The sequence below is a fragment of the Pseudaeromonas pectinilytica genome (genome assembly GCF_054780855.1).
The window spans coordinates 15,156-38,479 of record NZ_BAAGVN010000013.1 but is presented as its reverse complement, the minus strand read 5'-3'; the positions used below and the strand labels follow the sequence as shown (position 1 = coordinate 38,479).

General features: G+C 57.1%; 22 protein-coding genes. 7 read left to right on the top strand and 15 right to left on the bottom strand.

The window, feature by feature from the left end:
• Positions 1-17: 17 nt before the first annotated feature.
• A complete protein-coding gene (locus ACYVG7_RS01200; protein ID WP_460881427.1) occupies positions 18-335 on the bottom strand; it encodes a ComEA family DNA-binding protein in 318 nt (105 codons plus the stop codon).
• A gap of 224 nt (positions 336-559) precedes the next feature.
• Here ACYVG7_RS01200 and cysQ point away from each other — a divergent pair, with 224 nt between their 5' ends.
• Positions 560-1,321, top strand: coding sequence for a 3'(2'),5'-bisphosphate nucleotidase CysQ (gene cysQ / locus ACYVG7_RS01195; protein WP_460881475.1), 762 nt, complete (start codon positions 560-562; stop codon positions 1,319-1,321).
• Positions 1,322-1,425: 104 nt separating this feature from the next.
• On the opposite strand, the gene ACYVG7_RS01190 is transcribed toward cysQ, so the two are convergent.
• The 9 genes from ACYVG7_RS01190 to ACYVG7_RS01150 all read right to left on the bottom strand — a co-directional run bounded on the left by ACYVG7_RS01190 (position 1,426) and on the right by ACYVG7_RS01150 (position 10,353).
• Positions 1,426-2,373: an L-lactate dehydrogenase gene (locus ACYVG7_RS01190; RefSeq protein WP_460881426.1), complete on the bottom strand. Its 948-nt coding sequence runs from the start codon at positions 2,371-2,373 to the stop codon at positions 1,426-1,428.
• 271 nt (positions 2,374-2,644) lie between these two features.
• On the bottom strand, positions 2,645-2,962 hold the full coding sequence (locus tag ACYVG7_RS01185) for a YciI family protein (protein WP_460881425.1): 318 nt from the start codon (positions 2,960-2,962) through the stop codon (positions 2,645-2,647).
• A gap of 59 nt (positions 2,963-3,021) precedes the next feature.
• Positions 3,022-3,561, bottom strand: a complete 540-nt coding sequence (locus ACYVG7_RS01180; RefSeq protein WP_460881424.1) for a septation protein A — start codon at positions 3,559-3,561, stop codon at positions 3,022-3,024.
• Between the two features lie 115 nt (positions 3,562-3,676).
• Positions 3,677-4,483: a tryptophan synthase subunit alpha gene (trpA, locus tag ACYVG7_RS01175; RefSeq protein WP_460881423.1), complete on the bottom strand. Its 807-nt coding sequence runs from the start codon at positions 4,481-4,483 to the stop codon at positions 3,677-3,679.
• On the bottom strand, positions 4,483-5,673 hold the full coding sequence (trpB, locus tag ACYVG7_RS01170) for a tryptophan synthase subunit beta (protein WP_460881422.1): 1,191 nt from the start codon (positions 5,671-5,673) through the stop codon (positions 4,483-4,485). Before trpB ends, trpA begins: the two co-directional genes overlap by 1 nt.
• A 77-nt stretch (positions 5,674-5,750) precedes the next feature.
• The gene (gene trpCF, locus ACYVG7_RS01165) at positions 5,751-7,154 is read right to left on the bottom strand and encodes a bifunctional indole-3-glycerol-phosphate synthase TrpC/phosphoribosylanthranilate isomerase TrpF (RefSeq protein ID WP_460881421.1); all 1,404 of its coding nucleotides are present in this window, start codon (positions 7,152-7,154) and stop codon (positions 5,751-5,753) included.
• A gap of 8 nt (positions 7,155-7,162) precedes the next feature.
• A complete protein-coding gene (gene trpD, locus ACYVG7_RS01160) occupies positions 7,163-8,176 on the bottom strand; it encodes an anthranilate phosphoribosyltransferase (RefSeq protein WP_460881420.1) in 1,014 nt (337 codons plus the stop codon).
• On the bottom strand, positions 8,169-8,774 hold the full coding sequence (locus ACYVG7_RS01155) for an aminodeoxychorismate/anthranilate synthase component II (RefSeq protein WP_460881419.1): 606 nt from the start codon (positions 8,772-8,774) through the stop codon (positions 8,169-8,171). The genes trpD and ACYVG7_RS01155 overlap by 8 nt, the downstream gene beginning before the upstream one ends.
• Positions 8,767-10,353 (bottom strand): anthranilate synthase component 1, encoded by a 1,587-nt coding sequence (locus ACYVG7_RS01150; protein WP_460881418.1) that lies wholly within the window; start codon positions 10,351-10,353, stop codon positions 8,767-8,769. Before ACYVG7_RS01150 ends, ACYVG7_RS01155 begins: the two co-directional genes overlap by 8 nt.
• Before the next feature lie 418 nt (positions 10,354-10,771).
• Here ACYVG7_RS01150 and rnm point away from each other — a divergent pair, with 418 nt between their 5' ends.
• From rnm to ACYVG7_RS01120, 6 genes are all read left to right on the top strand, one after another.
• The gene (gene rnm / locus ACYVG7_RS01145; protein WP_460881417.1) at positions 10,772-11,662 is read left to right on the top strand and encodes an RNase RNM; all 891 of its coding nucleotides are present in this window, start codon (positions 10,772-10,774) and stop codon (positions 11,660-11,662) included.
• A complete protein-coding gene (locus ACYVG7_RS01140) occupies positions 11,659-12,279 on the top strand; it encodes an L-threonylcarbamoyladenylate synthase (RefSeq protein WP_460881416.1) in 621 nt (206 codons plus the stop codon). The genes rnm and ACYVG7_RS01140 overlap by 4 nt, the downstream gene beginning before the upstream one ends.
• 113 nt (positions 12,280-12,392) lie before the next feature.
• Positions 12,393-13,433 carry a 23S rRNA pseudouridine(2605) synthase RluB gene (gene rluB / locus ACYVG7_RS01135; RefSeq protein WP_460881474.1) on the top strand — a complete coding sequence of 347 codons (1,041 nt, stop codon included), beginning with the start codon at positions 12,393-12,395 and terminating at the stop codon, positions 13,431-13,433.
• Positions 13,434-13,445: 12 nt separating this feature from the next.
• Positions 13,446-14,177, top strand: a complete 732-nt coding sequence (gene queC / locus ACYVG7_RS01130; protein ID WP_460881415.1) for a 7-cyano-7-deazaguanine synthase QueC — start codon at positions 13,446-13,448, stop codon at positions 14,175-14,177.
• A 265-nt stretch (positions 14,178-14,442) separates the two neighbouring features.
• Positions 14,443-16,020: a TerC family protein gene (locus tag ACYVG7_RS01125; RefSeq protein WP_460881414.1), complete on the top strand. Its 1,578-nt coding sequence runs from the start codon at positions 14,443-14,445 to the stop codon at positions 16,018-16,020.
• A gap of 106 nt (positions 16,021-16,126) precedes the next feature.
• The gene (locus ACYVG7_RS01120) at positions 16,127-17,869 is read left to right on the top strand and encodes a hypothetical protein (RefSeq protein ID WP_460881413.1); all 1,743 of its coding nucleotides are present in this window, start codon (positions 16,127-16,129) and stop codon (positions 17,867-17,869) included.
• A gap of 74 nt (positions 17,870-17,943) precedes the next feature.
• Here the strand turns inward: ACYVG7_RS01120 and ACYVG7_RS01115 are convergent, their stop codons facing one another.
• The 5 genes from ACYVG7_RS01115 to cmoA form a co-directional block, all read right to left on the bottom strand.
• A complete protein-coding gene (locus ACYVG7_RS01115; protein ID WP_460881412.1) occupies positions 17,944-18,921 on the bottom strand; it encodes an alpha-L-glutamate ligase-like protein in 978 nt (325 codons plus the stop codon).
• Position 18,922: 1 nt separating this feature from the next.
• Positions 18,923-20,431: an inactive transglutaminase family protein gene (locus tag ACYVG7_RS01110; RefSeq protein WP_460881411.1), complete on the bottom strand. Its 1,509-nt coding sequence runs from the start codon at positions 20,429-20,431 to the stop codon at positions 18,923-18,925.
• Positions 20,432-20,434: 3 nt separating this feature from the next.
• Complete coding sequence (locus tag ACYVG7_RS01105; protein ID WP_460881410.1) at positions 20,435-21,421, bottom strand: ATP-dependent zinc protease family protein; 987 nt, start codon at positions 21,419-21,421, stop codon at positions 20,435-20,437.
• Between the two features lie 62 nt (positions 21,422-21,483).
• Positions 21,484-22,464, bottom strand: a complete 981-nt coding sequence (gene cmoB, locus ACYVG7_RS01100; protein ID WP_460881409.1) for a tRNA 5-methoxyuridine(34)/uridine 5-oxyacetic acid(34) synthase CmoB — start codon at positions 22,462-22,464, stop codon at positions 21,484-21,486.
• Positions 22,461-23,204, bottom strand: a complete 744-nt coding sequence (gene cmoA, locus ACYVG7_RS01095; RefSeq protein ID WP_460881408.1) for a carboxy-S-adenosyl-L-methionine synthase CmoA — start codon at positions 23,202-23,204, stop codon at positions 22,461-22,463. The genes cmoB and cmoA overlap by 4 nt, the downstream gene beginning before the upstream one ends.
• Positions 23,205-23,324: the final 120 nt, after the last annotated feature.

The window sequence follows — 23,324 nt, the reverse complement described above, 5'->3', positions numbered from 1 at the left end:
ATTCCCCGGAGGGTGGATTAATCGAGGGTTAGCTCGGCTTGATGCTCACTGACAAATCGCTCACTGATACCGTTTACTTCCGCCAGCTCTTCCAGGCTCTTGAAACCGCCATGTTCGGTCCGCCAGGCAATGATGGCGTCGGCCTTTTTCTTGCCGATCCCCTTGAGGGCCATAAATTGTTCCGCGGTGGCAGAGTTGATAGGGAGCTTGGCGCTATCAACCTGCTGGGTTGTCGCCTGCGCATCGGTAGTGGCGGTATCGGCGGCGAACGCCATATTGCCGATAAAGGGTTGGGTTGCCAGTAACAGGGCAAAGAGAGTGGCTTTGAGTGTCATGCAAAATCTCCTGAAAAATAGTTAGGTATCAATGGCCTGAGGCCATGTTCAGCATCGGTAAGTTTTGCGCGGAAGAGGACTGTCAGTTCGTCCGGTTGGCATGGGGCGTATTACCGATATGGGTAGGACGAGGTATCCCGACTTGGCTATAACTCATTGATTTTCGATATTAGGCCGTCGATCATCTCTGGGGTAAGATGCGATCATCAAGAGGGAATACGATGATGCAACTGACAGACAAATTGATTGATTCGGTCATCAAGGTGGCCGAGGAAGCGGGGCGGGCGATCCTGGGGGTCTATGACGGCCCGATAAAGGTAACAGTCAAGGAGGACGAGAGTCCGCTGACCCAGGCGGACAAGGCGGCACACAACGTCATCGAGTATGCGCTGGAGCACCTGACGCCGGAGTGGCCTGTAGTGTCGGAAGAATCGGATGAGAAGGCTAAACAGCGCCGCACACAAGCCGAGTGTTACTGGCTGATTGATCCGCTGGATGGCACCAAAGAGTTTATTCGTCGTAATGGCGAATTCACGGTGAATATTGCGTTGATCCTGCACGGCAAGCCGGTGTTTGGGGTGGTGCATGTACCGGTGACGCGATTGAGTTACTGGGGCGGATTGGGACTGGGCTCCTGGAAGCGCAGCGATCAGGGACAGCAGGCGATCAAGGTCAGCCCGCCACTACCCGGGTTTCCGCTCAAGGTGGTGGGCAGTCGCTCGCATCTGACGGCGGAAACGGAGGCCTATCTGGCGGCGCTGGGAGAGTATGAACTGGTTTCAGTCGGCAGCTCCTTGAAGTTCTGCCTGGTCGCCGAGGGCAAAGCCCATCTTTATCCGCGACTGGGACCAACCTGTGAATGGGATACGGCGGCGGCACAAGCCGTGCTTGAGGGCGCCGGTGGCCATGTCGAGACCCTGGAAGGCGAGGCGCTGCACTACAGTAAACCAGATATTCTCAATCCCTGGTTTGTGGCCCGGACCTGAATCCTGGTTCGCGCGGAACTGGCGGCGTGAGTCGCTGATATGAAACGGGGGCCTAAGTGGGCCCCCGTTTCATGTGATGCAGTGAGCTCAGGTTGACGATTGGTTTACTGCAAATCGCTTTGGGCGATAACCTGGGCCGCCAGTGTCTGCAGATATTCGGCCGAGAGTCGCAACTGCGCCAGCTCTCCGGCGGTGAGCGGATACTCCAGAATGCGGGCGACGCCACAACTATCCACCAGGGTCGGCACACTCAGCACGCAATCCTCGATCCCGTATTGGCCCTCCAGCAAGACACCCACGGGTAGAATCGACCCTTCATTGAACAGGATCGCCTGCACGATCCGGTAGAGACTGGCGGCTATGCCATGGTTGGTATTCTGCTTGCGCTGGAAGATCTCGAAACCGGCCTGCTTGACCTCTTCGAGCAACTTGCTGTGATCGACGCGGGGGCGGCCAATCATGTCGCACCAGGCATCCATGGGTAGGCCACCAATATTGGTGATACTCCAGGGGATGAAGCTGGTTTTGCCGTGTTCGCCCAGCACATAGCCCATGACGTTCTTTGGATCCACTCCCACCTTGTCGCCGACAATTTTCATAAAGCGCGCCGAGTCCAGCACGCAACCGGCACTGATGACCCGCTCGGCTGGATAACTGGTGTTGCGGATGACAAAACGCGTGACCAGATCCACCGGGTTGGTAGCAAATAGCAGGATGGCCTCAGGGGCCACCTTCTCCAGCTCGCGGGCTATCTCGACGGTAATGCGGGCGTTGATCAGCGCCAGCTCATCGCGACTTTGCCCCTGCTTGATCTGCGCCCCGGCAGTGATGATGACCAGACGACTGCCCGCGCAATCGCTGTAGCTGCCATGGGTCAGTTTGACATTGCGGCTGAAGGTGAGGGATGTGGTATGGCCGAAATCCAGGATCTCGCCCTTGGCCTTCTCGTCATTCAGATCCACCAACACCAGATTGTCGCAGGCTCCATTGAGCAGCAGGTACTGACAGACAGAGACGCCGACTGCGCCTGCACCTATGACTGAAACTTTCATCTTGTTCTCCTGACGGAGCATCCCGAACCCGGATGCGATGTCTACTGTATTGCAAAACCTTTGCCATATATATATCTACATGAATTGCGATTAAGTAGTGCAAAACCACAACTTCAGACAATTCTACGGGTGCAATCGCTTAAGGCTGGTGCAGGAGAGGTGGCGAACAACCTGAGCGCTAGTGTGTGGCAAGATAGAACAGGACAAGATGCGGGAAACAAACAGGGCGGCTTGCTGCCGCCCTGCTGGAGATCCGGGAAGACGAGGCGGCTTAGAAGAAGGCTTGTTCCGGTTTGACGGTGATCTTCAATGGCTTGACGGTGACCTGGGCATAGACCCCTGCGGCGACATAAGGGTCGGCATCGGCCCAAGCTTGCGCCTCGCTCAGGCTGGCAAACTCGGCAATCACGGTACTACCGGTAAAGCCTGCGTCAGCCGGGTCCTCGGCATCGATGGCGGGATTTGGTCCTGCCAGCAGCAGACGCCCGGCGTCGTTGAGCGCCTGCAACCGGGCCAGATGGGCCGGACGGGCTTCCTTGCGCAGCGGCAGGCTGTTGCTCACATCTTCGGAATAGATCAGATACCACATGGTGGGCTCTCCTTGGCAATGGGATCAAAAACACAGGCGCCATGGGGCGCCTGTGGTGGTCACTCTTTTTGTTCGGCCGGTAGATGGCGGTAGAGGTAAAACACCGTCAGCAGGGTAAACAGCAGGGTCATCCCCAGTAGGCCGAAGACCTTGAAATTCACCCACACCTCTTGGGGCAGGTTGAAGGCGATATAGGTATTGGCGGCGGCACAAAGCGCGAAAAAGCCAGCCCACGCCAGATTGACGCGATTCCAGATCGCATCCGGCAGTTGCATCTCCTTGCCCAGCATCCGTTTGATCAGCGGCTTCTTGAACACCAGTTGGCTGACTAGCAGGGCACCAGAGAACAGCAGGTTGATGACGGTGACCTTCCATTTGATGAAAGCATCATCGTGGAAGAACAGGGTGAAACCACCAAACACCAGCACCATCCCCAGAGTGATGAGATGCATCTTCTCCAGCTTGCGCAGGGTGAACCAGGTGATGGCGATCTGCAGTACGGTCACCACCATCAGGGCGCCGGTCGCAGCATAGATGTCATAGAACTTGTAGACGGCGAAAAACACCAGCAGGGGGATCAAATCGAAAAACTGTTTCATGCCTGTACCTCATCAGCAACGAGGCCCCAGTCTAGCGACTGATCGATGAGAAACAAAGTAAAAAGCCCGGGATCCACAGGATCCCGGGCTCTGAAATATGATGCGTGGGTGTTACTTAGTAGGCCGTGGCGGCCTTCATCTCACGCACAAATTGCTCAAGCGCGGCCAGCATCTGGGCTGGGGCGGCCAGATTCTTCTCGATGATCTTAACCACCGCCGAGCCGGAGATGGCGCCTGCGGCACCCGAGGCGATGGCCTCCTTGACCTGAGCTGGCTCGCTGATGCCAAAACCCAGCAGCGCGGGGGCGGCATGGAATGACTTCAGGGTTTCAATCAAGTGACCAATCGGCTTACCCGCCCGGGTTTCGGTACCGGTTACCCCGGCGCGACTGAGCAGATAGGTGTAACCCGAGCCCAGCTCCGCCACTTTTTTCAGGGTAGCCTCATCGCCATTGGGTGGCGCGATAAAGATGGAGGCGATACCGACCTTATCGGCGGCTGCTTTATAGGGGGCGGACATCTCAACCGGGACGTCGGCGACCAGCACCGAATCGACTCCGGCGGCGACGGCGCGCTGATAGAAGCCATCGATGCCTTTGGCATAGACCAGATTGGCATACAGCAGCAGGCCAATCGGCAGCTTTGGGTACTTGGCACGCACCTGTTCGAGGATCTCGAAGCAGGTATCGGGTGTGGTACCAGCATTCAGGGCGCGTGTGGTGGCATCCTGAATCGTCGGGCCATCGGCCACCGGATCGGAGAAGGGGATGCCCAATTCCAGGGCATCGGCACCACCGGCCACCAGGGCATCGATGATCTGCAATGACAGCTCGGGAGTGGGGTCGCCCAGCGTCACGAACGGCACAAAGGCGCCCTCATTTTTGGCGGCCAGATCGGCAAACAGTTCAGCGTAACGGCTCATTACAGGGCTCCTTGCTTTTGCAGAATATCGGCGACGGTGAAGATGTCCTTATCGCCACGGCCGGAGAGGTTGACGATGAGCACCTGTTCCAGCTCCGGATTTTCACGGGCCATTTTCAGGCCATGGGCCAGGGCATGGGAGGATTCCAGGGCCGGAATGATCCCTTCATGCCGCGCCAGCTCCTGGAAGGCATCCAGGGCTTCCTGATCGGTGATGGAGACATATTCGGCACGCCCGGTGGCGGCCAGATGAGCGTGTTGCGGGCCGACGGAAGGGAAGTCGAGCCCTGCAGAGATGGAGTAGGACTCCTCAATCTGGCCGTGTTTGTCCTGCATCAGGTAGGAGTGCATGCCGAAAAATACCCCCTTGGTGCCATGGCCCAGCGGTGCGCCATGCTCGCCACTCTCGATGCCATGGCCACCGGGCTCGACACCGATGAGGCGCACTCCGGCGTCATCGATAAAATCGGCAAACATACCGATGGCATTCGAACCACCACCGACGCAGGCGATGACCGCATCGGGCAGGCGGTGTTCGGCCTGTTGCAGCTGTACCTTGGCTTCTTCGCCGATCATGCGCTGGAACTCGCGCACTATGGTCGGGAAGGGGTGGGGACCGGCGGCAGTACCCAGCATGTAGTGGGTATCTTCGTAGTTGGCGGTCCAGTCACGCAGCGCCTCGTTACAGGCATCCTTGAGGGTGGAGGAGCCTGCGGTGACCGGTACCACTTCGGCACCCATCAGGCGCATGCGGAAGACGTTCGGCTTCTGGCGCTCCATATCCACGGCGCCCATGTAGACCCGACACGGCAAATCGAGCAGGGCACAGGCCAGTGCAGTGGCCACGCCGTGCTGACCGGCGCCGGTTTCGGCGATGATGCGGGTCTTGCCCATGCGTTTGGCCAGCAAGGCCTGACCCAACACCTGGTTGGTCTTGTGGGCACCACCGTGCAGCAAGTCTTCACGCTTGAGGTAGAGCTTGGTCTTGGTGCCCTTGGTCAGGTTGCGACACAGCGTCAGCGGAGTCGGGCGCCCGGCGTACTCGGTCAGCAGGGTGCGGAATTCTTCATGAAAAGCGGGATCGGCTTGGGCATCGAGAAAGGCTTTTTCCAGCTGCAAGAGGGCCGGAACCAGGATTTGCGGCACGTACATGCCGCCAAATTCACCGAAAAAAGGGTTGAGCAGAGTCATCACAATCGTCCTTAAAGTAAGTTGCTTACCGCCATACCAGCTGGTTCGTCGCCATGAGTCATGGCGTGAATGGTCGCTTAGTAGGCGCGCAGCGCCGTGAAGGCGCGTTGGAGCTTGTCGGCATCCTTGATGCCGGGAGCAGACTCCACTCCTGAATTCAGATCCAGTCCGAGACAGCCAACTCGACTCGCGTGTTGGGCATTGTCCGGGTTGATGCCACCCGCCAGCATCAACTGGGTTTTATCCAGCTCATCCAGCAGGGTCCAGTCGAAGGCTTGGCCGGTGCCGCCGCTCTGCTGGCCCACCTGGGTATCCAATAGGATACGATCCACCTGGCTGGCTAATTCGTGGAGTTCGTGACGCGGCAATTGCTCACCGATGGCCACGGCCTTCCAGATCTGGCAGCCTTCCGGCAGCGCCGAACGCAGGGCGGTGATATAGGCGGAGTCCTCCTGACCGTGCAATTGCACCGCCGCCAGGCCTAACTGGTGCACGGTCTGCAGCACGGTATCCAGCTCGGCGTTCTGGAATACGCCGACATAACGCAGCGGGGCGGCCGTCATCACCGTCTTGGCCTGCGGAATATCGACACAACGCGGGCTCTTGCTGACGAAGATCAGCCCACCATGGACGGCGCCAACTCGATAAGCGGCTTGTGCCGCTTCTGGCGTGGTGAGGCCACACACCTTGTTCTGTCCCAGGATCAACTGGCGACAGGCTAAGTCCACATCGGCTTGCCCCATCAGTGAGGAGCCGACCAGGAAGCCGTTGGCGAAGGTACTGAGATCCTTGACCTGGGCATGGCTATGAATGCCGGATTCGCAGATGACGATGCGATCGCCGGGTAGGCGCGGGGCCAACTGTTTGGTGCGGTTCAAGTCGATGGTGAGATCCCGCAGGTTGCGGTTGTTGATGCCCACCACCTTGGCGCCCAGTGCTATGGCCCGCTCCAGCTCCTCCTCGTTGCTGACTTCGGTCAGGATCCCCATTTGCAGGCTGGTGGCGACGGCGGCGAGCTCGCTATAGGCCCGATCGGTCAGTACCGAGAGCATCAACAGCACGGCATCGGCCTGATAGTGACGGGCCAGATAGACCTGATAGGGGTCGATGACGAAATCCTTGCACAGCACCGGCACCGAGACCTGAGCGCGCACCTGGGGCAGAAAATCAAAATTGCCCTGGAAATACTTCTCATCAGTCAGCACCGAGATGGCGGCTGCATAACGGCCATACACAGCGGCAATGGCTGCCGGATCGAAGTCGTTGCCGATCAGTCCCTTGGAGGGAGAGGCCTTCTTGCACTCGAGAATAAACACAGTGCGCTCACCAGAGAGCGCCGCGGTGAAGTCCCGATCGCTGGGCGTCAGTTGGTCGATAAAACCGGCCAGTGGCTGGCTGGCCTTCCGGGCCTCAACCCACAACTGCTTGTCGGCGACAATTTTGCCGAGCACCGTCTGGTTGATGGATTCAAGATTCAGCATGGGTTTCCTTACTCCTCGCTATGACTCAGTACGGCCAGGCGGCTCACCCGGTCCAGGGCTTTGCCACTGTGCAACGTCGCCAGAACCAGCGCGGCGGCTTGTTTGAAATCGGGACTGACGCCACCCATGACCAGCAGGGGGGCCAGATTGATGGCGATGGCACTGTTCTGGGCATCGCTACCACGACCGGCGAGGATCATTTCGCTGATCTGGCGGTTCTGCTCCGGTTCACCGCCGCGAATGGCTTCCAGCGGGAACTCCTGCAAACCAAAATCAGCGGGGCTTAGATGATACTGGCGGATCTCGCCATCGATAATTTCAGCCACAGTGGTGCTGCCATGAATGGCAATTTCGTCCAGTCCAGAGCCGTGCACCACCATACCGCGGCTCAGTCCCAACTGCTGCAGAGTTTCGGCAATCGGTGCCACCAGGGACGGGCTGTAGACCCCCATCAGTTGGTAGCTGGGCCGCGCCGGATTAATCAGCGGGCCGAGCACGTTGAAGATGGTGCGGGTTTTCAGGGCATTGCGCACCGGCATGGCATGGCGCATGGCGCTGTGGTACTGGGGCGCAAACAGGAAGCAGACATTCTCTTCATCCAGACAGCGGCGGGCAATGGCCGGGCTCATATCCAGACGGACGCCTAATTTATCCAGCAGATCCGAAGAGCCGGTCTTGGAGGAGACGCTGCGGTTGCCATGTTTGGCCACCTTGATGCCGCATTCGGCGCCCACCAGCGCCGACAGGGTGGAGACATTGATGGTGTGCAGGCCATCGCCACCGGTACCGACGATATCGCAGAAGTCGTAATCTGGCCGGGGGAACGGTTTGGCGGCAGCAATCAGGGCGCTAGCGGCTCCAGCGATTTCGCTCGGCGCTTCACCCTTCATCTTCAGCGCAGTCAGCAGGGACGAGAGCACTATAGGGTCCATCTCGCCACGCAACAGCACCTCGAACAGTGCCTGACTGGCCTCAAGGCTGAGACTCTCACCGCGGTAGAGTTGTTCCAGGGACTCATGCATGGGCTGCCTCCTGCGGAGCTGTGATGAAGGCCAGGCTCTGGGTCAGCAGCCGCGCGCCTTCGGTGGTCATGATGGATTCTGGATGAAACTGGAAGCCTAATACCCGATCGGCGCGGTGCAGCACCGCCATCGGCATCTCCTGGTAATGGGCGACCACTTCCAGCTCGGCCGGAACATAAGTAGCGACCAGCGAGTGGTAACGGGCTACCGGCAACGGATTGGCAAAGCCCTGGAACATATCCTGGCCACTGTGCTCGATGAGCGAGCTCTTGCCATGGATGATCTCCCCCGCTGAGCCGACGGTGCCGCCATAGTATTCGCAGATGGCTTGATGACCCAGGCAGATCCCCAGGATCGGCACCTTGCCACGGCACAGACCGATCAGTTCAATCATGCAACCGGCCTCATGGGGAGCGCCGGGACCGGGGGAAAGCACCAGTACCACTTCTTCGCCACAGGCGGCGATCTGGGCGTAGATCTGGGCGGCCGGCATGCTGTTGCGGTAGATGCGCACATCACAGCCCAGGGAGCGGAACTGATCCACCAGGTTGTAGGTGAAGGAGTCGAAGTTATCGAGCAGGAAAATAGTTTTAGCCATGGGTCACCTCCGCGAGAGTCTTGCCGTGGGCCAGTGCAATGGCGTTGAGCACGGCGGCTGCCTTGCTGCGGGTTTCATCGGCTTCCGCCTGAGGACGGGAATCATAGACCACACCGGCTCCGGCCTGGACGTGGGCGACTCCGTGTTTGACAAAGGCCGAACGGATCACGATGCAGGTATCCATGTCGCCGTTGCCGGAGAGATAACCGACCGCACCGCCGTAACTGCCACGGCGCTGACCTTCGACCTCGCGAATGAGTTCGGAGGCGCGGATCTTCGGCGCGCCCGTCAGGGTGCCCATGTTCATGCAGGCCTGATAGGCGTGCAGGGCATCCAGATCGTGACGCAGGGTGCCGACTACCTTGGAGACCAGGTGCATGACGTGGCTGTAGCGATCAACTTTCAGCAAGTCGCGTACATAGCGGGTACCGGGTTCGCTGATGCGAGCTATATCATTGCGCGCCAGATCGACCAGCATCAGGTGCTCGGCGGTCTCCTTGCCATCCTGACGCAACTCCAGCTCGATGCGACCATCCAGATCCAGATTGATGCTGCCATCGGCATTGAAACCACGGCGGCGGGTTCCGGCAATCGGGTACATCTCGACCTGGCGGTTATGGGTCTCGAATTTCACCGCACTCTCCGGCGAGGCGCCGAACAGGGTGAAGTCCCGATCATTCATGTAGAACATGTAGGGGCTGGGGTTGGTCTTCTTCAGCTGACGGTAGGCTAGCAGCGGCTGCGGGCAGGGTAGGGAGAAGCTGCGGGAGGGAACGACCTGGAAGATGTCGCCCTTGCGGATATTCCCCTTCAGACGCTCTACATCGGCACAGAAGGCCTTGTCATCCCGGTTGGTGGTGACCAGACCGTCCAGCGGCAGGGCGGCGGGTAACTCGGGAGCGACGAAATGGTTGCAGCGTGCACTCAGGGCTTCGAGGCGGCCTTGCAGGCGCTGGAATTCATCCGCGAACGCCTCGCCACCAAAGGCCACGGCGCGCAGTTGACTGCGTTTGAGGCGATGGTCGATGTGGATCAGGGTTTCGGCCACATAGAAACAGAAGTCCGGACAGTCATTGCTGGCATCGGCTGCTGCGGGCAGGGTTTCGTAATTGGCAATCAGGTCATAGGCGAAGATACCGCCGAGGAAGATGGCTTCCTGGCCCTGTTCGCAATGCAATTGGGTCAGCAGGGTGCGCAGGGTATCCAGCACCGACAGCGCCTTGAGGCGGCTATCTTCATCCTGATCGGTGTCGATGGCCGGGAAGTCCAGGCTCAGAATGCTCTCTTGACGCGACTGGCTGACGGCTGGGCTCAGACCGCTTTGCAGGCGATCCAGCACCGCCAGTCCGTTGCGGTTCAAGGCCTCGGCGCTGACATTCAGGCCGCGGCAGGTTAAACGGACGCAACTGTCGATCAGCAGCAGACTCTGGGTACCCGCCTTGGTGTCGATTTCGGCGGATTCCAGCAGCAGACTATTGTCATTGGCCGTAGTGAGTTGAGCGAACAAGGCCAAGGGGTCGGCGACATAGGCGGCGTCGCTCATCAAGGCGTGCAGATGGTTGGGATGCAGCTCAGTCATGATGCGGAGCCTCCGGGGTGTCCTGTAGGTGGACAGTGCAGAACAGTTTCATGGCGATATCCTTTAATGAAGTGATTGAAAACAACAGCTTGCTTGTGTTGCTCTCACCATCGCCAGGTCTGTTTGTTGTGTTTTTGTTTCATCTCGTCCCTGTTTCCCGGATAATAAAAAAGCCCGCGGTTCCTGGCGGGCTTTTTCTGGGTATTCTGTCTGCTTAACCGTTTTTTGACATAGCAAAAGTCCCACGCCCGCTTATTTGGGAGTGTGCCACCACCAACGCATGTTCAGGGTGAAGTGCTGTGTCATGTAAAACGTCCTTGGATGACTGAAGTTATGCGACGGGATATCCCGCGAAGTGGCTACAGTAAAACGATAAAGCCGGAAGTTTGTCAAGTTTCTTTTGTAGTGGAACTCTCTGATGCGTATCGATCTGCATAGTCATTCAACGGCCTCCGATGGTCGTCTTACCCCGGCGGAGCTGATGCGCCGGGCGGTTACTCAACGGGTTGATGTCCTGGCTTTGACCGATCATGACACAGTGGCCGGTCTGGCTGAGGCCGCTCGCACCATCGCTGACGAGGCTCTGCCACTGACGCTGATTTCGGGGATCGAGCTTTCCACCAGCTGGGAATCCATGGAGATTCATGTGGTGGGTCTGCATATCGATGCGGACTCGGCTGCGCTAGCCGCTGTCATGCAACGGCAGGAAGCAGCTCGCGAGGCGCGAGGCCTCGAGTTGGGGCGGCGGCTGGCGAAGCAACGGATCGATAACGCCTATGAAGGCGCGCTGGCACTAGCCAATGGGGCCAGTCTGACCCGGGCCCACTTTGCCCGTTATCTGGTCGAAGCCGGTCACTGTCAGACTCAGCAAAAAGCCTTTGTTCTGTATATTGGTCGCGGCGGTAAGGCGTATGTCCCCCATGACTGGATCAGCATCGCCGAGGCGATTGCGGTGATCCATGCCGCAGACGGTTTGGCTGTACTTGCCCATCCTGGTCGCTATAAACTTTCTACCAAGTGGCTAAAACGTCTGTTGGCACATTTCAAAGAGGCGGGCGGTGATGCCATGGAGGTCAGTTTGCCCCAGCAAAGCCCCCAGGATCGGGCTAATCTGGGACTCTGGTGTCGCGAGCATCAGTTGCTGGCCTCGGTGGGTTCCGATTTTCATGCGCCAACCTCCTGGCAGGAGTTGGGGCGTAATCTCTGGTTGCCCAAAGATGTCACACCGGTGTGGCATACCTTTATCGACTCGGTACCGCCTGCCGTACCCGGCGCCGACGAGTCCAAGACATTCCGGGAGGAATTATGAGCCAATTTTTCGCGATGCATCCTGAAAACCCGCAAACCCGCTTGATCAACCAGGCGGTGGCGTTGATCCGCAGTGGCGGTGTGGTGATCTATCCGACCGATTCCGGCTATGCGCTGGGCTGTCTGCTGGAAAACAAGGCGGCACTGGAGCGGATCTGCCGTATTCGTCATCTCGACAGCAGCCACAATTTTACCTTGGTCTGCCGGGATCTCTCCGAGCTGTCGCTCTATTCCAAAGTGGATAATCAGGCCTTTCGTCTGATCAAGAACAACACTCCGGGGCCCTATACTTTCATTCTCAAGGCGACTAAAGAGGTTCCGCGGCGCTTGATGAACGAGAAGAAGAAGACGATTGGCATCCGGGTGCCAGCTAATCCCATTACCCAGGCTCTGTTGGCGGCGCTGGGTGAACCCCTGATGTCCACTACGCTGATTTTGCCGGGTTCTGAGGTTGCCGAATCGGATCCTTATGAAATCCGGGATCGGCTGGAGCAAGTGGTGGATCTGATTATCGATGGTGGTTATCTGGGTGAACAACCCACCACGGTCGTTGATTTTTCTGAGGATAGCCCCGAGGTGGTTCGCCACGGTGCGGGCGATCCAACCCCCTTCCTGTAAGGGATTATTTTTCATCGCCGAGAGGGCGATGAGCCCCATGATGGAGTCAAGACTCCTTGCAACAGAGTCCGGACAAGGATGCCCGGAGCGTTGCACATCCAGAGATGAACACCATGAGTGATAAGTTGCAGAGTGAAAAGTTGCAAAAAGTGTTGGCCCGGGCCGGTATCGGCTCCCGCCGCGAGATGGAAACCCTGATCACCGAAGGACGGGTCAGTGTGGATGGCAAGGTCGCGACGCTGGGAGACCGGGTGGGTCCCAACGTGGCGATCCGTATCGATGGTCATTCCATCACCGCCAAACCGGCAGAAGATGTCATTTGCCGAGTACTGGCCTATCACAAGCCCGATGGCGAGATGTGTACCCGTAAGGATCCTGAAGGTCGGCCGACGGTGTTTGATCGTCTACCCCGGATCCAGGATGCACGCTGGGTGGCTGTCGGCCGCCTCGACGTCAATACTTCCGGTCTGTTGCTGTTCACCACCGATGGTGAGTTAGCCAATCGCTTGATGCACCCCCGCCACGAAGTGGAGCGGGAATATGCGGTGCGGGTTTTCGGTGAAGTGGATGACAAGATGCTCAATCGCCTGCGTCTGGGCGTGCAGCTGGAAGATGGCCCGGCCAAGTTTGACAAGATAGTGCGTGCCGGTGGTGAGGGACTGAATAACTGGTTCAACGTAACCCTGCAAGAGGGTCGTAATCGGGAAGTCCGTCGTCTGTGGGAAACCCAGGAAGTGCAGGTCAGCCGTTTGATCCGCGTTCGTTATGGCGATGTCAAACTGGAGAAGAGTATTCCTCGGGGTGGCTGGATGGAGTTACCACTGGATAAGGTCAACTACCTACGCGAGTTGGTGGGCTTACCGCCGGAAACCCGCAGCAAGGTGCTGGTGGATGACAAGCGTAGCCAGTTCAAGCAAAGCGCCCAGATCCGGCGCGCGGTGCGCAAGCACCGGGAACTCCAGCACACCGATAATCGCCAGGCGCACCCGGAGCGCAATTATAGCGGCGGAGTCTCCCTTGATGGGCCAACACCGGTCAAACCAGCGGCCAAACGGCCGACTCGTTCTCAGGCGCAACGTACCCGTCTGGGCAGTGGTTCCGATGTGGCTCGGCCCACCGAACGCCGTCCGTCACCGCGGAAACCGCGCGGTTAAGGAGCCTGGGTCATGAGTGTGCACTCCACATCTTCTGATGCTGTCGGTACCTCGGCCCGCAAGGCGGTGGTGGTGTTCAGCGGCGGGCAGGACAGTACCACCTGCCTTATCCAGGCGTTGGCGCATTACGATGAAGTTCATGCCATCACCTTTAACTATGGTCAGCGCCATAGTCAGGAGATCGCCGTGGCTCAGGCGATTGCGGGTGAGTTGGGGGTGACGGCGCATAAGGTGCTGGATCTTTCCTTGCTCAACGAGTTGGCCATCTCGTCGTTGACCCGGGATGCCATCCCGGTGAGTTCGGCGCTTCAGGATAACGGCTTGCCGAATACCTTCGTGCCGGGTCGCAATATCCTGTTCCTGACCCTGGCGGCTGTGTATGCCTACCAGGTGGGGGCCGAGGTGGTGATCACCGGGGTCTGCGAAACTGACTTTTCCGGCTATCCGGATTGTCGGGATGAATTCGTCAAGGCCCTGAATCAGGCTCTGTGTTTGGGCTTGGAAAAGCCACTCCGGCTGGTGACGCCACTGATGTGGCTGAACAAGGCGCAAACCTGGGCGCTGGCCGATCGTTATGGTCGCTTGGACTATGTCCGAGCTCGCACTCTGACCTGCTACAACGGGCTGGTGGGTGAGGGCTGTGGCGAGTGTCCGGCCTGTGAGCTGCGCGCCCGGGGCTTGCAGATGTATCTGGCCGATCGGGAGCAAATCCAGGCACAACTGGCGACTAAAGTGGCGCTATAACCGTGCACTAGCAGCGGGCTGTTGCCTGCTGTCAACCGCCCGTCACTTGACCCGAAACACCGCTCCACATACTCTGTGGCGGTGTTTTTTTTTGATGAGGCCAATATGAACAGCGACAGTAGTCCCTCGTGCTACTTTTCTTCTTTCCCGTCAACCGCTCTCCGGTTACCCCTGCATGCTTGTTATCGTCTCTCCCGGCTGCTGTGAATGGCTGTGACGCCATGAATTTTCTATCTTTTTTTAGTGTTATTGCTGCTGTGGAGTCATGATGCTCGAGTTTGCCTGGATGATGGATCCGACCGCTTGGTTGGGGTTGCTGACGCTAGTGGTCCTGGAAATTGTTCTCGGGATCGATAATCTGCTGTTCATCGCCATTTTGGCGGAAAAATTACCGCCCGAATTGCGAGACAGAGCGCGCCGGATCGGCTTGGCGCTGGCGCTGTTGATGCGTATGGTGCTGCTGATTAGCCTCTCCTGGCTGGTTCGTCTCACCGAGCCGATGATTACCCTGTTCAATCATGACTTCTCGGGGCGGGATCTTATCCTGCTCATCGGCGGGCTGTTCCTGCTGTTCAAGGCGACGCGGGAGTTGCATGGCCGCCTGGAAGGGGAAGTTAACGGGGAGGGGGGAAGCAAGGTCTATGCAGCCTTCTGGACCGTGGTGGCGCAGATTGTGGTACTGGATGCCGTCTTTTCGTTGGATGCGGTCATCACTGCGGTAGGGATGGCGGAACACCTGTCGGTGATGATGCTGGCAGTGACCATTGCCATCGGTATCATGATGTGGACCAGCAAGCCGTTGACTGCGTTCGTCAATCGCCATCCGACCTTGGTGATCCTCTGCCTGGGCTTCTTGCTGATGATTGGCTTCAGTCTGGTGGCGGAAGGCTTTGGCTTCCATATTCCCAAGGGCTATCTCTACGCGGCGATTGGTTTCTCTATTCTGATCGAATTGTTTAACCAGATGGCGCGTTCTAATCAGAGTAAGTTGCTCGAAGGTAAGCTGCGCCGCCGCGAGCGCACGGCTGAATTGGTGATGCGTTTGCTGGGGGATAGTAAGCAGCCGGAAGGCGGCAGCTTCCAGGAGTCCTTATTACCCAGTGCCGACGAAAGTATGTTTGCCGATGAAGAAAAAGAGATGATCTCCCGGGTGTTGCAACTCTCGTCGTTGCCGGTACGGGCCGTGATGACGGTGCGCCGGGATGTGGAGATGCTGGATCTATCCGAGCCGGAAGAGCAAATTTTGCAACGACTGGCGGAGACTCCGCACTCGCGATTGGTGGCAATCCGCGAGGGGAACAAGGATCAGCCGCTAGGGATCATCCGCAAACGCGATGTGTTGGCCCGCTTGCTCAGCAAGCAGGAGTTACGCCTGGATCAGTTGGTACAGCAGCCGCTGTGTTTGCCGGAAACCATCAACGTCCTCAATGCATTGGAACAATTTCGGCAGGCCAAAAACTACCTGGCCTTTGTGCTGGATGAATTTGGCAACTTCGAAGGCATCGCCTCCATCCGTGACATCATGGAGGAGATTGCGGGTAAATTGCCGGAAACCGGTGAAGAGGATAACGACTTCGTGGTGCTGGGGCCGGATAGCTACCATGTGAGCGGCGACTGCCTGTTGCAGGATTTGCAGCGGCATATCGGTTTTCCTGCTCCGGCTACCGCCCATTACCATACCCTGGCGGGATGGTTGATGGATTGGCTGCAGCGCTTGCCGGAAGTGGATGAAGTATTGGAGTTGGATGGCTGGCGACTCACGGTAGTGGCGGTACGTTCGCACCGGATTGAAACCTTGTGGCTAACCCGCCAGGATCGGACAGTAGATGTCGAATCGCCCTGATGCACGGCAGCCTCGTGAGGGGCTCTGAGAGCATATGGGCCAGCAGTTGTTTAAGGCGCACCCTGGATATTCGGTTGCGTTCCAATGATAAACATGAGGATGTTGGATGAAGGCTAGATGGCACTCCCTGAGCAATGGACATTGGTTGCACGTCTGGGAGTTACGGCAGCGCCGATTTGAAGCTGAAGGGCGATGGGGACCCATTACCCTGCTGTTGTGTGCTATGGCGTTATTGCTCGGGATCCAAAATCCGCTGCTATATGGTATGGCGCCTGGCTTTGATGCTTCCTTGTTCGCCGCCATGGGCAAGATGTGGGCCGATGGCGACGTCTTGTATCGTGACATGCTGGATATCAAGGGGCCGGTCATCTTCTTGCTGGACGCTATCGGCTACAAGCTGGGCGGCTTTCCCGGAATTGCGCTGTTCGAAACGGCCTTGCTGGCGTGGGGTCTAAATAACAGTTATCGGGCATTGGCGCTGTTGGGGATTGCTCCGCTTGCGCGGTTGGCGTCTTTACTGGCAGTGATCAGCTTGTGCGGCTACCGCTATTACTACGGCAACATGACTGAGGATTACACCCTGTGTCTGGCGCTGATCGCCCAGTTGCCGTTTGTGCGCCTGTTGGTGTCTGGGCGCTTTAGCTGGTCTCAGGCCTGGTTACCGGCGGTGACGTTCGGCTTGATTGCCATGATGCGGTTGAATAACGGTGCTTTCTGGGGCGCCTGGTATGCCACCTTGTTCCTCGGCTGGTGCTGGCAGGGGCGTTGGCAGGATGGACTCAAACTGTTTGTGTCCGCCTTGTTCGGAATAGGCGTAGTCGCCGGACCTCTGGTGTTCTATTTCTGGCAACAAGGGGTCCTGGAGAACTTCTGGTTCTATTCATTTGCCATTTTCATGGGGCAAAGTTACGGCAGTGGTTTCTCGCCGCTAGTGGGTAGCGTTGGCTTGCTGCGTACTGGATTGATTCTCTTGTTACCGCTGGCCCTCTATGTGCTGCATCGCTGGCATCACGCTACTCCACAGGCCGAGCCGACGGTCGGCAAATCGCTAGTCGCTGTGATGTTGTTCGGCGCTCTGTTCGGGGTGATCGCTAATTCGGTTTCCGGGCATATTTTCGATCATTATGATCAGCTCTATTTGGCGTTTATTCCTTTGCCGCTGGCGCTGATTATCGAAGCGGTGCGCCGAGAGTGGGGGAGTGACTCGCCGCTGGTGTGGCTGGGGGCCCTGGTGGTGTGGGGCTGGGGTGTTTATCTGGTGATGCCCCATTGGTTTTTCAGCTGGAGTCGCTTCGAATGGCCGATGTTGCAAGTCGTGCAGGTTCTGGCGACTAGTTTGCTGTTTGCCCTGATCCTCAGTCTCCCGGTGTGGTTGAGAGTTCGCACCGTACAGGGGCGCAAACAGTTAACCGGGCTGGCTTCGATGGGCTTGTTGCTGGCACCTCTGATCTTGTTGGGTTATTCCGCTTGGATTGGTACCCATACCGGACGGCCATTCGGTGACTCAGGGCGTCAGCAAATTGCCCAGATCCGGGCGGAGACCAGCCCGGAGGAGCGGATCTGGATTGATGGCACCATGCCACAGTTTTATGTCTGGACCGATCGCAAGGCGGCCTCGGCCTATTTGTTCTTCGACAATGTGCACCCGCCGTTTGATGCCAAGGCGCGTGTGCTTGCGGATATCCAGCGGCTGCAGCCGAAATTCATCGTCATTCGTAAAAAGCGTCTGCAGCAATATGCGACTGATGCGGCCAGCTTTACACCGTCGCAACGGGCGTTCTACGACTATGTGCTGGCACATTACCAACAGGTGCAACCAGGTCTATTTAAGTTGAACAAGGCGAAATGATCCCTGACTTCAGGTGAAAATTGGCTATAAAAAAAGTCCGCATCTGCGGACTTTTTTTTTATTTTGACCCTGGTTTAGGCCAAGGTTTGAGTCGGAAAGACGCCGAAGTGTTCCATGGCGTAGGCCACGCGCTCTTCCACCGACATCGAGAAGTTTCCCAACTTCTCGATTTGACGCAGCCGTGGCAGCAGTCCTGCCGCGTTGGCGATCTGGATGGATAAGCCTGGGCGGGCATTGAGCTCCAGCAACATGGGGCCACGCTTCTTATCCAGCACCATATCGGTACCTATGTAACCGAGCCCGGACATTTCATAGCAAGATGCAGCAAGATTTAGCAACTTCAACCAGTGGGGGACCTGCAGATCGAACAGATCCTTATTGGTATCCGGATGATGACGCAGCGGCTGGTTGTACTGGACGCCGCGCACGGCGCGCCCGGTGCGCAAGCAGATACCTACACCGACCGCACCCTGGTGCAAGTTGGCCTTGCCATCGGACGAGGCGGTCGACAGACGCATCATGGACATTACCGGGAAACCCTTGAAGATGATGACGCGAGTATCCGGCACCCCCTCGAAGGAGTAGCCATCGAAGACATTATCAAAATGGATCAAGTCTTCGACCATGACGAAGTCGGGTTTGCCGCCCAAGGAGAACAGACCGGCCAATATGTTGGAGATATGGCGTTCCAGATCGCTGACGGTTTCTGCCTTGCCGTTGGGCTTATAAAACAGACCATCTTCCTGGCGCATGATGACCAGAATACCCTTGCCGCCAGATCCACGAGCGGGTTTGATGCAGAAGCCTGGCCAATCCTTGACCATGTCAGCAATCTTTTTGACTTCATGCTGGTGCTGGATGGTGCCGATCAGTTTCGGCACCGTCACACCGGCTGCGACCGCAATGTGCTTGGTTTTGAGCTTGTTATCCACCAACGGATAGAGCTTCCGTGGGTTATAACGGCCGATATAGTTCACATTGCGCTGGTTCATCCCCATGATGCCGAGGCTGGCCAGCTTGAACGGTGAGGTATAGCGTTCCCAGAGCCACATATTACTTTTTCAACTCATCAGCCAGTGGTTTGAATCGCTTCAGTTCGGAGAGGCGATAACCGGTGTAGTTACCCATCAGCAACACGGTGGCCATGATGACCAGCTGCAAGCCCAGATAGTTGAAAGTCAGATGCTGGATCAGGCTGTTATCCATCGCCAGGTAGGCCAGAACGGCAACCAGCAGGGAACCACCACCTTGTTTGACCACTTCCTTCGGACCCTCTTCTTCCCACAGAATTGACATCCGCTCTATGGTCCAGGAGAGAATGATCATCGGGAAGAAGGTGATGCGCATACCTTCGGTCAAGCCCAGCTTGTAGGTCAGTACCGACAACAGGGCAATGATGGCGATAACCGTGATGATCACCGTGGATATTCGGGCGACCAGCAAGAGGTTAAGCCGCGATAGATAGGAGCGGATCACCAGACCCACACCGACAATCGACAGGAAACCGAGCAGACCGACGACCAGGTTCGTCTGGATGAAGGCGACTGCGATCAACACCGGCATGAAGGTCCCGGAAGTCTTCAAACCGACGATGACGCGTAAAAACACCACCACCAGCACACCGATTGGCAGCAGTAGAATGCCCTTGAACAAGGCCTGCTCTTCAACCGGCAAAGTATCGATGGAGAAGTTGAGCATATTGGTGTGCTCAAACTTGGCGGTCAGTGCCCGGGCCACTGCAACTTGCTTTTGTACCACCGAATAGGTGACCCGGGAGTTGTTCCCTCCGGTGACATCCAGCAGTGGTTGAGAGTTGTATTCCCACAGCATCAGCTGTTCGGGACGCCCTTGCAGGCCAGTTTTCGGATCGAACAAGTCGTACTTGTCGTCCTGGAATACTTGCACGTAGTCGATCAGTTGTTGCCGACGACGGCCATCTTCCAATGTCAGGGCGCGTACCACCCGTGCCGGAATGTCAGCCTGGTTGAGCATATCGACAATCAGGTGCGCCCGACCCTTGTGGTTACGCAGCAGTTGGGCGTTCTGCTCCTGGTTATTAAACTCCTTCATGATTTCCCGAGTCAGGGTGAAGGCATCGGCCGAACGCTCCTTGGCCCGATCGAGAATTTGCACCATGGCGGTGGCGATGGGCTCCTTCTCGATTTGTTTCTCGACGACCGGTGGTTCGGCAGGGAGCGATTTTGCGTAGGGGTCACTCATCATCTCGGCGCGATAGTAAAGCTCCTGATGACCCTTGGCGGTACGAATGGACCATTCGGCACGGGTGATGCCGTTGCGATCCACGAATGATAAGCCATAACCTGGGCTCGCCGCCGATTCATCGACCAGGGTGAAGCCTGGCTGGGTTGCTGGCAGCGCCAGTGACGCTATCACGGGTTGATCTGCAGCATCAAATTCAACCTTGGCCTCGACTGACCAGACCTGACGGTATTCACCAGGTAGCCAAGGGACGTCAAAGGCAACGTGACGGTAGATCATCAGGCTGGTGCCAAGAATGAACAGCAGCGCAACTACGATATAAAAGGGGCGACGAGAGACCATGATTTACTGCTTGTCCTTGGACGGGGTGGTTTCCTTGGTGGTGTCAGTTGCGGCGGCAGCGGATACTGTCGGAGCAGCCTTCTTCACCTCTTTGGCTTTGGGTTCAGACTTTTTGGCCTCGCTTTTCTTTGGCGCGGCTTTCTTGGTATCGCTCTTCTTCTCGGCCGCGGCCTTGGCTGCCTTGTCACTCTTGCTCTTGGCGGTGATCAGAGTGGCAACATCCGGCTTGGGTTGTACAAATTCCCGAGCGACATCGACAACGGCAACATCCTTGATGAATTCACGACCCAGCAGCAAGGAGAAGTCCATTTCGGAGCGATCCTTGAGGCTGAACTCGGCCTTTTCGGTCAGTGAGCCGAGTTGCATGGTCAAACGAACCACGGGACGGCGGTCGGAACTTTCAGCCGAGGCTTGTTTGATGCGGACATAGCGCACAAATGGAGCTTCGATGTCCAGGCTCTTGCCATTGTCCAAAGGCATCTTGAACTTGACCCAGCGCTTACCTTCCCGCTCGAAGACAGTGATATCGGTGGCGCTGATGGAGGAGGTGGCTGCCCCGGTATCAACCCGGCTTTGGAAGGCGCCATTGGCCTCTTCCACGTACACCCATTCGGATTCACCCAGGATCAGCTTGCCATCCGGTGTGGTCAGACCCGGTTCAATAATCGGGCAGGAACTCTTGTCTTCACTGGACATGGTACTACGCACCACCTGTTGCATTTGTTTGGCGAGTTGTTGCTGCAAGGCTTTCAGCTCTTGAACTCCCTGCCGGCTCTTTTCTTGCTGAGCCTGGAGGATTTTCAATTCGGTACCGAGTTGATAGCTGTTATCCAAAAGTTTTTGTTGACCCTGCACCACGGTTTGCTGGATGCGACTCTCGCTCCCAATCAACTCGTTTTTTAACTGTTCCGGGGTGACTTCGGCCATGACGGCACCGGAGATGAGAAGCAGGGAAAAAAGTGCACTGCAGGTGAGAGTTTTAGTTGTCATAGACGTCGTCTGTAAGGATTAAACATAGTTTCGTTAGTGTATCTCAGCCGGGCAAGGCGGGACTAGCCTTCTGCGCAGCGAGATGCAATCAATACGGCCCGCTTCGGCGCCGGATGCCCTTCAATAGTAAGGGTTGAGTCCGATGGGTCAAGGAATTCAGCCAGAGAATCGTTCCTCATCCATGCAGTTTTGCGTTGTTCGTCGGTTGTGGTCACCGATTGGTCAACAATCCGGACATTTTCGAATCCGCATTTTTCCAACCAACCGGCCAAGGCCTGTGCCGAAGGAATGAACCAGACGTTGCGCATCTGTGCATAACGCTCCCCGGGAACCAGAACATCATCAGGGCCGCCATCGATCACCAGGGTCTCCAAAACCAGTTCGCCGCCATCGCGCAGTTGATCCCGAAGCTGATACAGATGATCAATTGGTGAGCGGCGGTGGTAGAGCACGCCCATGGAAAACACGGTATCAAAGCGTTCTAGTTTGGGCAGTTGTTCGATGCCCAATGGCAAAAAGTGAATATTGCCAGGGCGACCGGCTAACTGCTTGATGGCACTGAATTGACACAAAAATAGCGGCGAGGGATCGATACCGACGACCAAACGGGCCTCTTCACCCAGCATGCGCCACATGTGATAGCCACTGCCACAGCCGACATCCAGTACATAGCGCCCTTTGAGCGGTGATAGGTGGGGTAAAACTCGATCCCACTTCCAGTCGGAGCGCCATTCGGTGTCGATCTGCACCCCGAACAGGTCATAGGGGCCCTTGCGCCAGGGGTGCAGGTGCTGGAGCAGGTTTTCCAGCTTGCTGCGCTCACCCACAGTGATTTCATCCGGGTGCCCGAGCGTGACCGAATGTTTGAGATCCATATGGCGGGCCTGATAGCTCTCCAGCTTGGCCAATACCCGCTGCCAGCGCGGTAAATCGCCATGTTGCTGGTCATGTTGCCAGGCATGTAACTGGGCAGGAAGAACCGTGAGCCAACGGCTCAGCCGATCGGTAGCCAGAAACTGATAGAAGGAAGCGAAGTCAATCATGCGCTTGCTCCTTGTTTGATGGCGACCAAGGAGCCGAAGTTGAAGCATTGAAACCAGAGGTCGCTATGGACAAAACCGGCAGCGGCCAAGCGGGACTTATGGGTCGCGACTGTGTCGGCGCGCAGCACGTTTTCCAGCAGGGTGCGCTTTTGGCTGATTTCCAGCTCGCTGTAGCCATTGGCGCGTTTGAAATCCAGATGCAGATCGATGATGAGATCGCTGACCGGTTCATCTTCGAATTTGAATTTTTCGCTCAGAATGAGCAGTCCACCAGGCAGCAGACCCTGATAGATGCGTTGCAACAGGGGTAACCGTTGTTCAGGGGCTATAAATTGCAAGGTAAAGTTCAACACCACCACAGATGCATTCTCAATGGCGACATCGCAGATATCCCCTTCGTGGATCTCGACCGGAATGGTGGATTTGAACGCATTCAGATGACTGCGGCAGCGTTCGACCATGGCCGGCGAATTATCAATACCCACAATCGAACAGTCCTGATAGGGGACATGTCGCCGCATCATCAAGGTGGCGGCACCCAGCGAGCAGCCTAGATCGTACAGGCGGCTGCCCGGTTGGGCGAAGCGTTCGGTCATCATGCCGATGGCGGAGAGAATGTTTGAGTAGCCGGGGACAGAGCGCTGGATCATGTCGGGGAACACGTCGGCTACTTGTTCGTCAAAACAGAAATCGCCGAGTTGTGCGATCGGGGCGGCGAAGAGTTGATCTTTATTGTGCATGGTCTGGATAACCCGATGCTGGACGCTAAAAATAAGTTCAAAGAGCGGGAGGCGCTCGCAAAGTGGGCGCTATAGTAGCAGAAAAGCAGGGTATGGAGCAGGAATTGTGACAGAACACGC

Excerpts from the sequence above, each read along its gene's own strand:
- ACYVG7_RS01200 (WP_460881427.1), bottom strand. The coding sequence starts at position 335 with ATGACACTCAAAGCCACTCTCTTTGCCCTGTTACTGGCAACCCAACCC.
- cysQ (WP_460881475.1), top strand. The coding sequence starts at position 560 with ATGCAACTGACAGACAAATTGATTGATTCGGTCATCAAGGTGGCCGAG.
- ACYVG7_RS01190 (WP_460881426.1), bottom strand. The coding sequence starts at position 2,373 with ATGAAAGTTTCAGTCATAGGTGCAGGCGCAGTCGGCGTCTCTGTCTGT.
- ACYVG7_RS01185 (WP_460881425.1), bottom strand. The coding sequence starts at position 2,962 with ATGTGGTATCTGATCTATTCCGAAGATGTGAGCAACAGCCTGCCGCTG.
- ACYVG7_RS01180 (WP_460881424.1), bottom strand. The coding sequence starts at position 3,561 with ATGAAACAGTTTTTCGATTTGATCCCCCTGCTGGTGTTTTTCGCCGTC.
- trpA (WP_460881423.1), bottom strand. The coding sequence starts at position 4,483 with ATGAGCCGTTACGCTGAACTGTTTGCCGATCTGGCCGCCAAAAATGAG.
- trpB (WP_460881422.1), bottom strand. The coding sequence starts at position 5,673 with ATGACTCTGCTCAACCCTTTTTTCGGTGAATTTGGCGGCATGTACGTG.
- trpCF (WP_460881421.1), bottom strand. The coding sequence starts at position 7,154 with ATGCTGAATCTTGAATCCATCAACCAGACGGTGCTCGGCAAAATTGTC.
- trpD (WP_460881420.1), bottom strand. The coding sequence starts at position 8,176 with ATGCATGAGTCCCTGGAACAACTCTACCGCGGTGAGAGTCTCAGCCTT.
- ACYVG7_RS01155 (WP_460881419.1), bottom strand. The coding sequence starts at position 8,774 with ATGGCTAAAACTATTTTCCTGCTCGATAACTTCGACTCCTTCACCTAC.
- ACYVG7_RS01150 (WP_460881418.1), bottom strand. The coding sequence starts at position 10,353 with ATGACTGAGCTGCATCCCAACCATCTGCACGCCTTGATGAGCGACGCC.
- rnm (WP_460881417.1), top strand. The coding sequence starts at position 10,772 with ATGCGTATCGATCTGCATAGTCATTCAACGGCCTCCGATGGTCGTCTT.
- ACYVG7_RS01140 (WP_460881416.1), top strand. The coding sequence starts at position 11,659 with ATGAGCCAATTTTTCGCGATGCATCCTGAAAACCCGCAAACCCGCTTG.
- rluB (WP_460881474.1), top strand. The coding sequence starts at position 12,393 with ATGAGTGATAAGTTGCAGAGTGAAAAGTTGCAAAAAGTGTTGGCCCGG.
- queC (WP_460881415.1), top strand. The coding sequence starts at position 13,446 with ATGAGTGTGCACTCCACATCTTCTGATGCTGTCGGTACCTCGGCCCGC.
- ACYVG7_RS01125 (WP_460881414.1), top strand. The coding sequence starts at position 14,443 with ATGATGCTCGAGTTTGCCTGGATGATGGATCCGACCGCTTGGTTGGGG.
- ACYVG7_RS01120 (WP_460881413.1), top strand. The coding sequence starts at position 16,127 with ATGAAGGCTAGATGGCACTCCCTGAGCAATGGACATTGGTTGCACGTC.
- ACYVG7_RS01115 (WP_460881412.1), bottom strand. The coding sequence starts at position 18,921 with ATGTGGCTCTGGGAACGCTATACCTCACCGTTCAAGCTGGCCAGCCTC.
- ACYVG7_RS01110 (WP_460881411.1), bottom strand. The coding sequence starts at position 20,431 with ATGGTCTCTCGTCGCCCCTTTTATATCGTAGTTGCGCTGCTGTTCATT.
- ACYVG7_RS01105 (WP_460881410.1), bottom strand. The coding sequence starts at position 21,421 with ATGACAACTAAAACTCTCACCTGCAGTGCACTTTTTTCCCTGCTTCTC.
- cmoB (WP_460881409.1), bottom strand. The coding sequence starts at position 22,464 with ATGATTGACTTCGCTTCCTTCTATCAGTTTCTGGCTACCGATCGGCTG.
- cmoA (WP_460881408.1), bottom strand. The coding sequence starts at position 23,204 with ATGCACAATAAAGATCAACTCTTCGCCGCCCCGATCGCACAACTCGGC.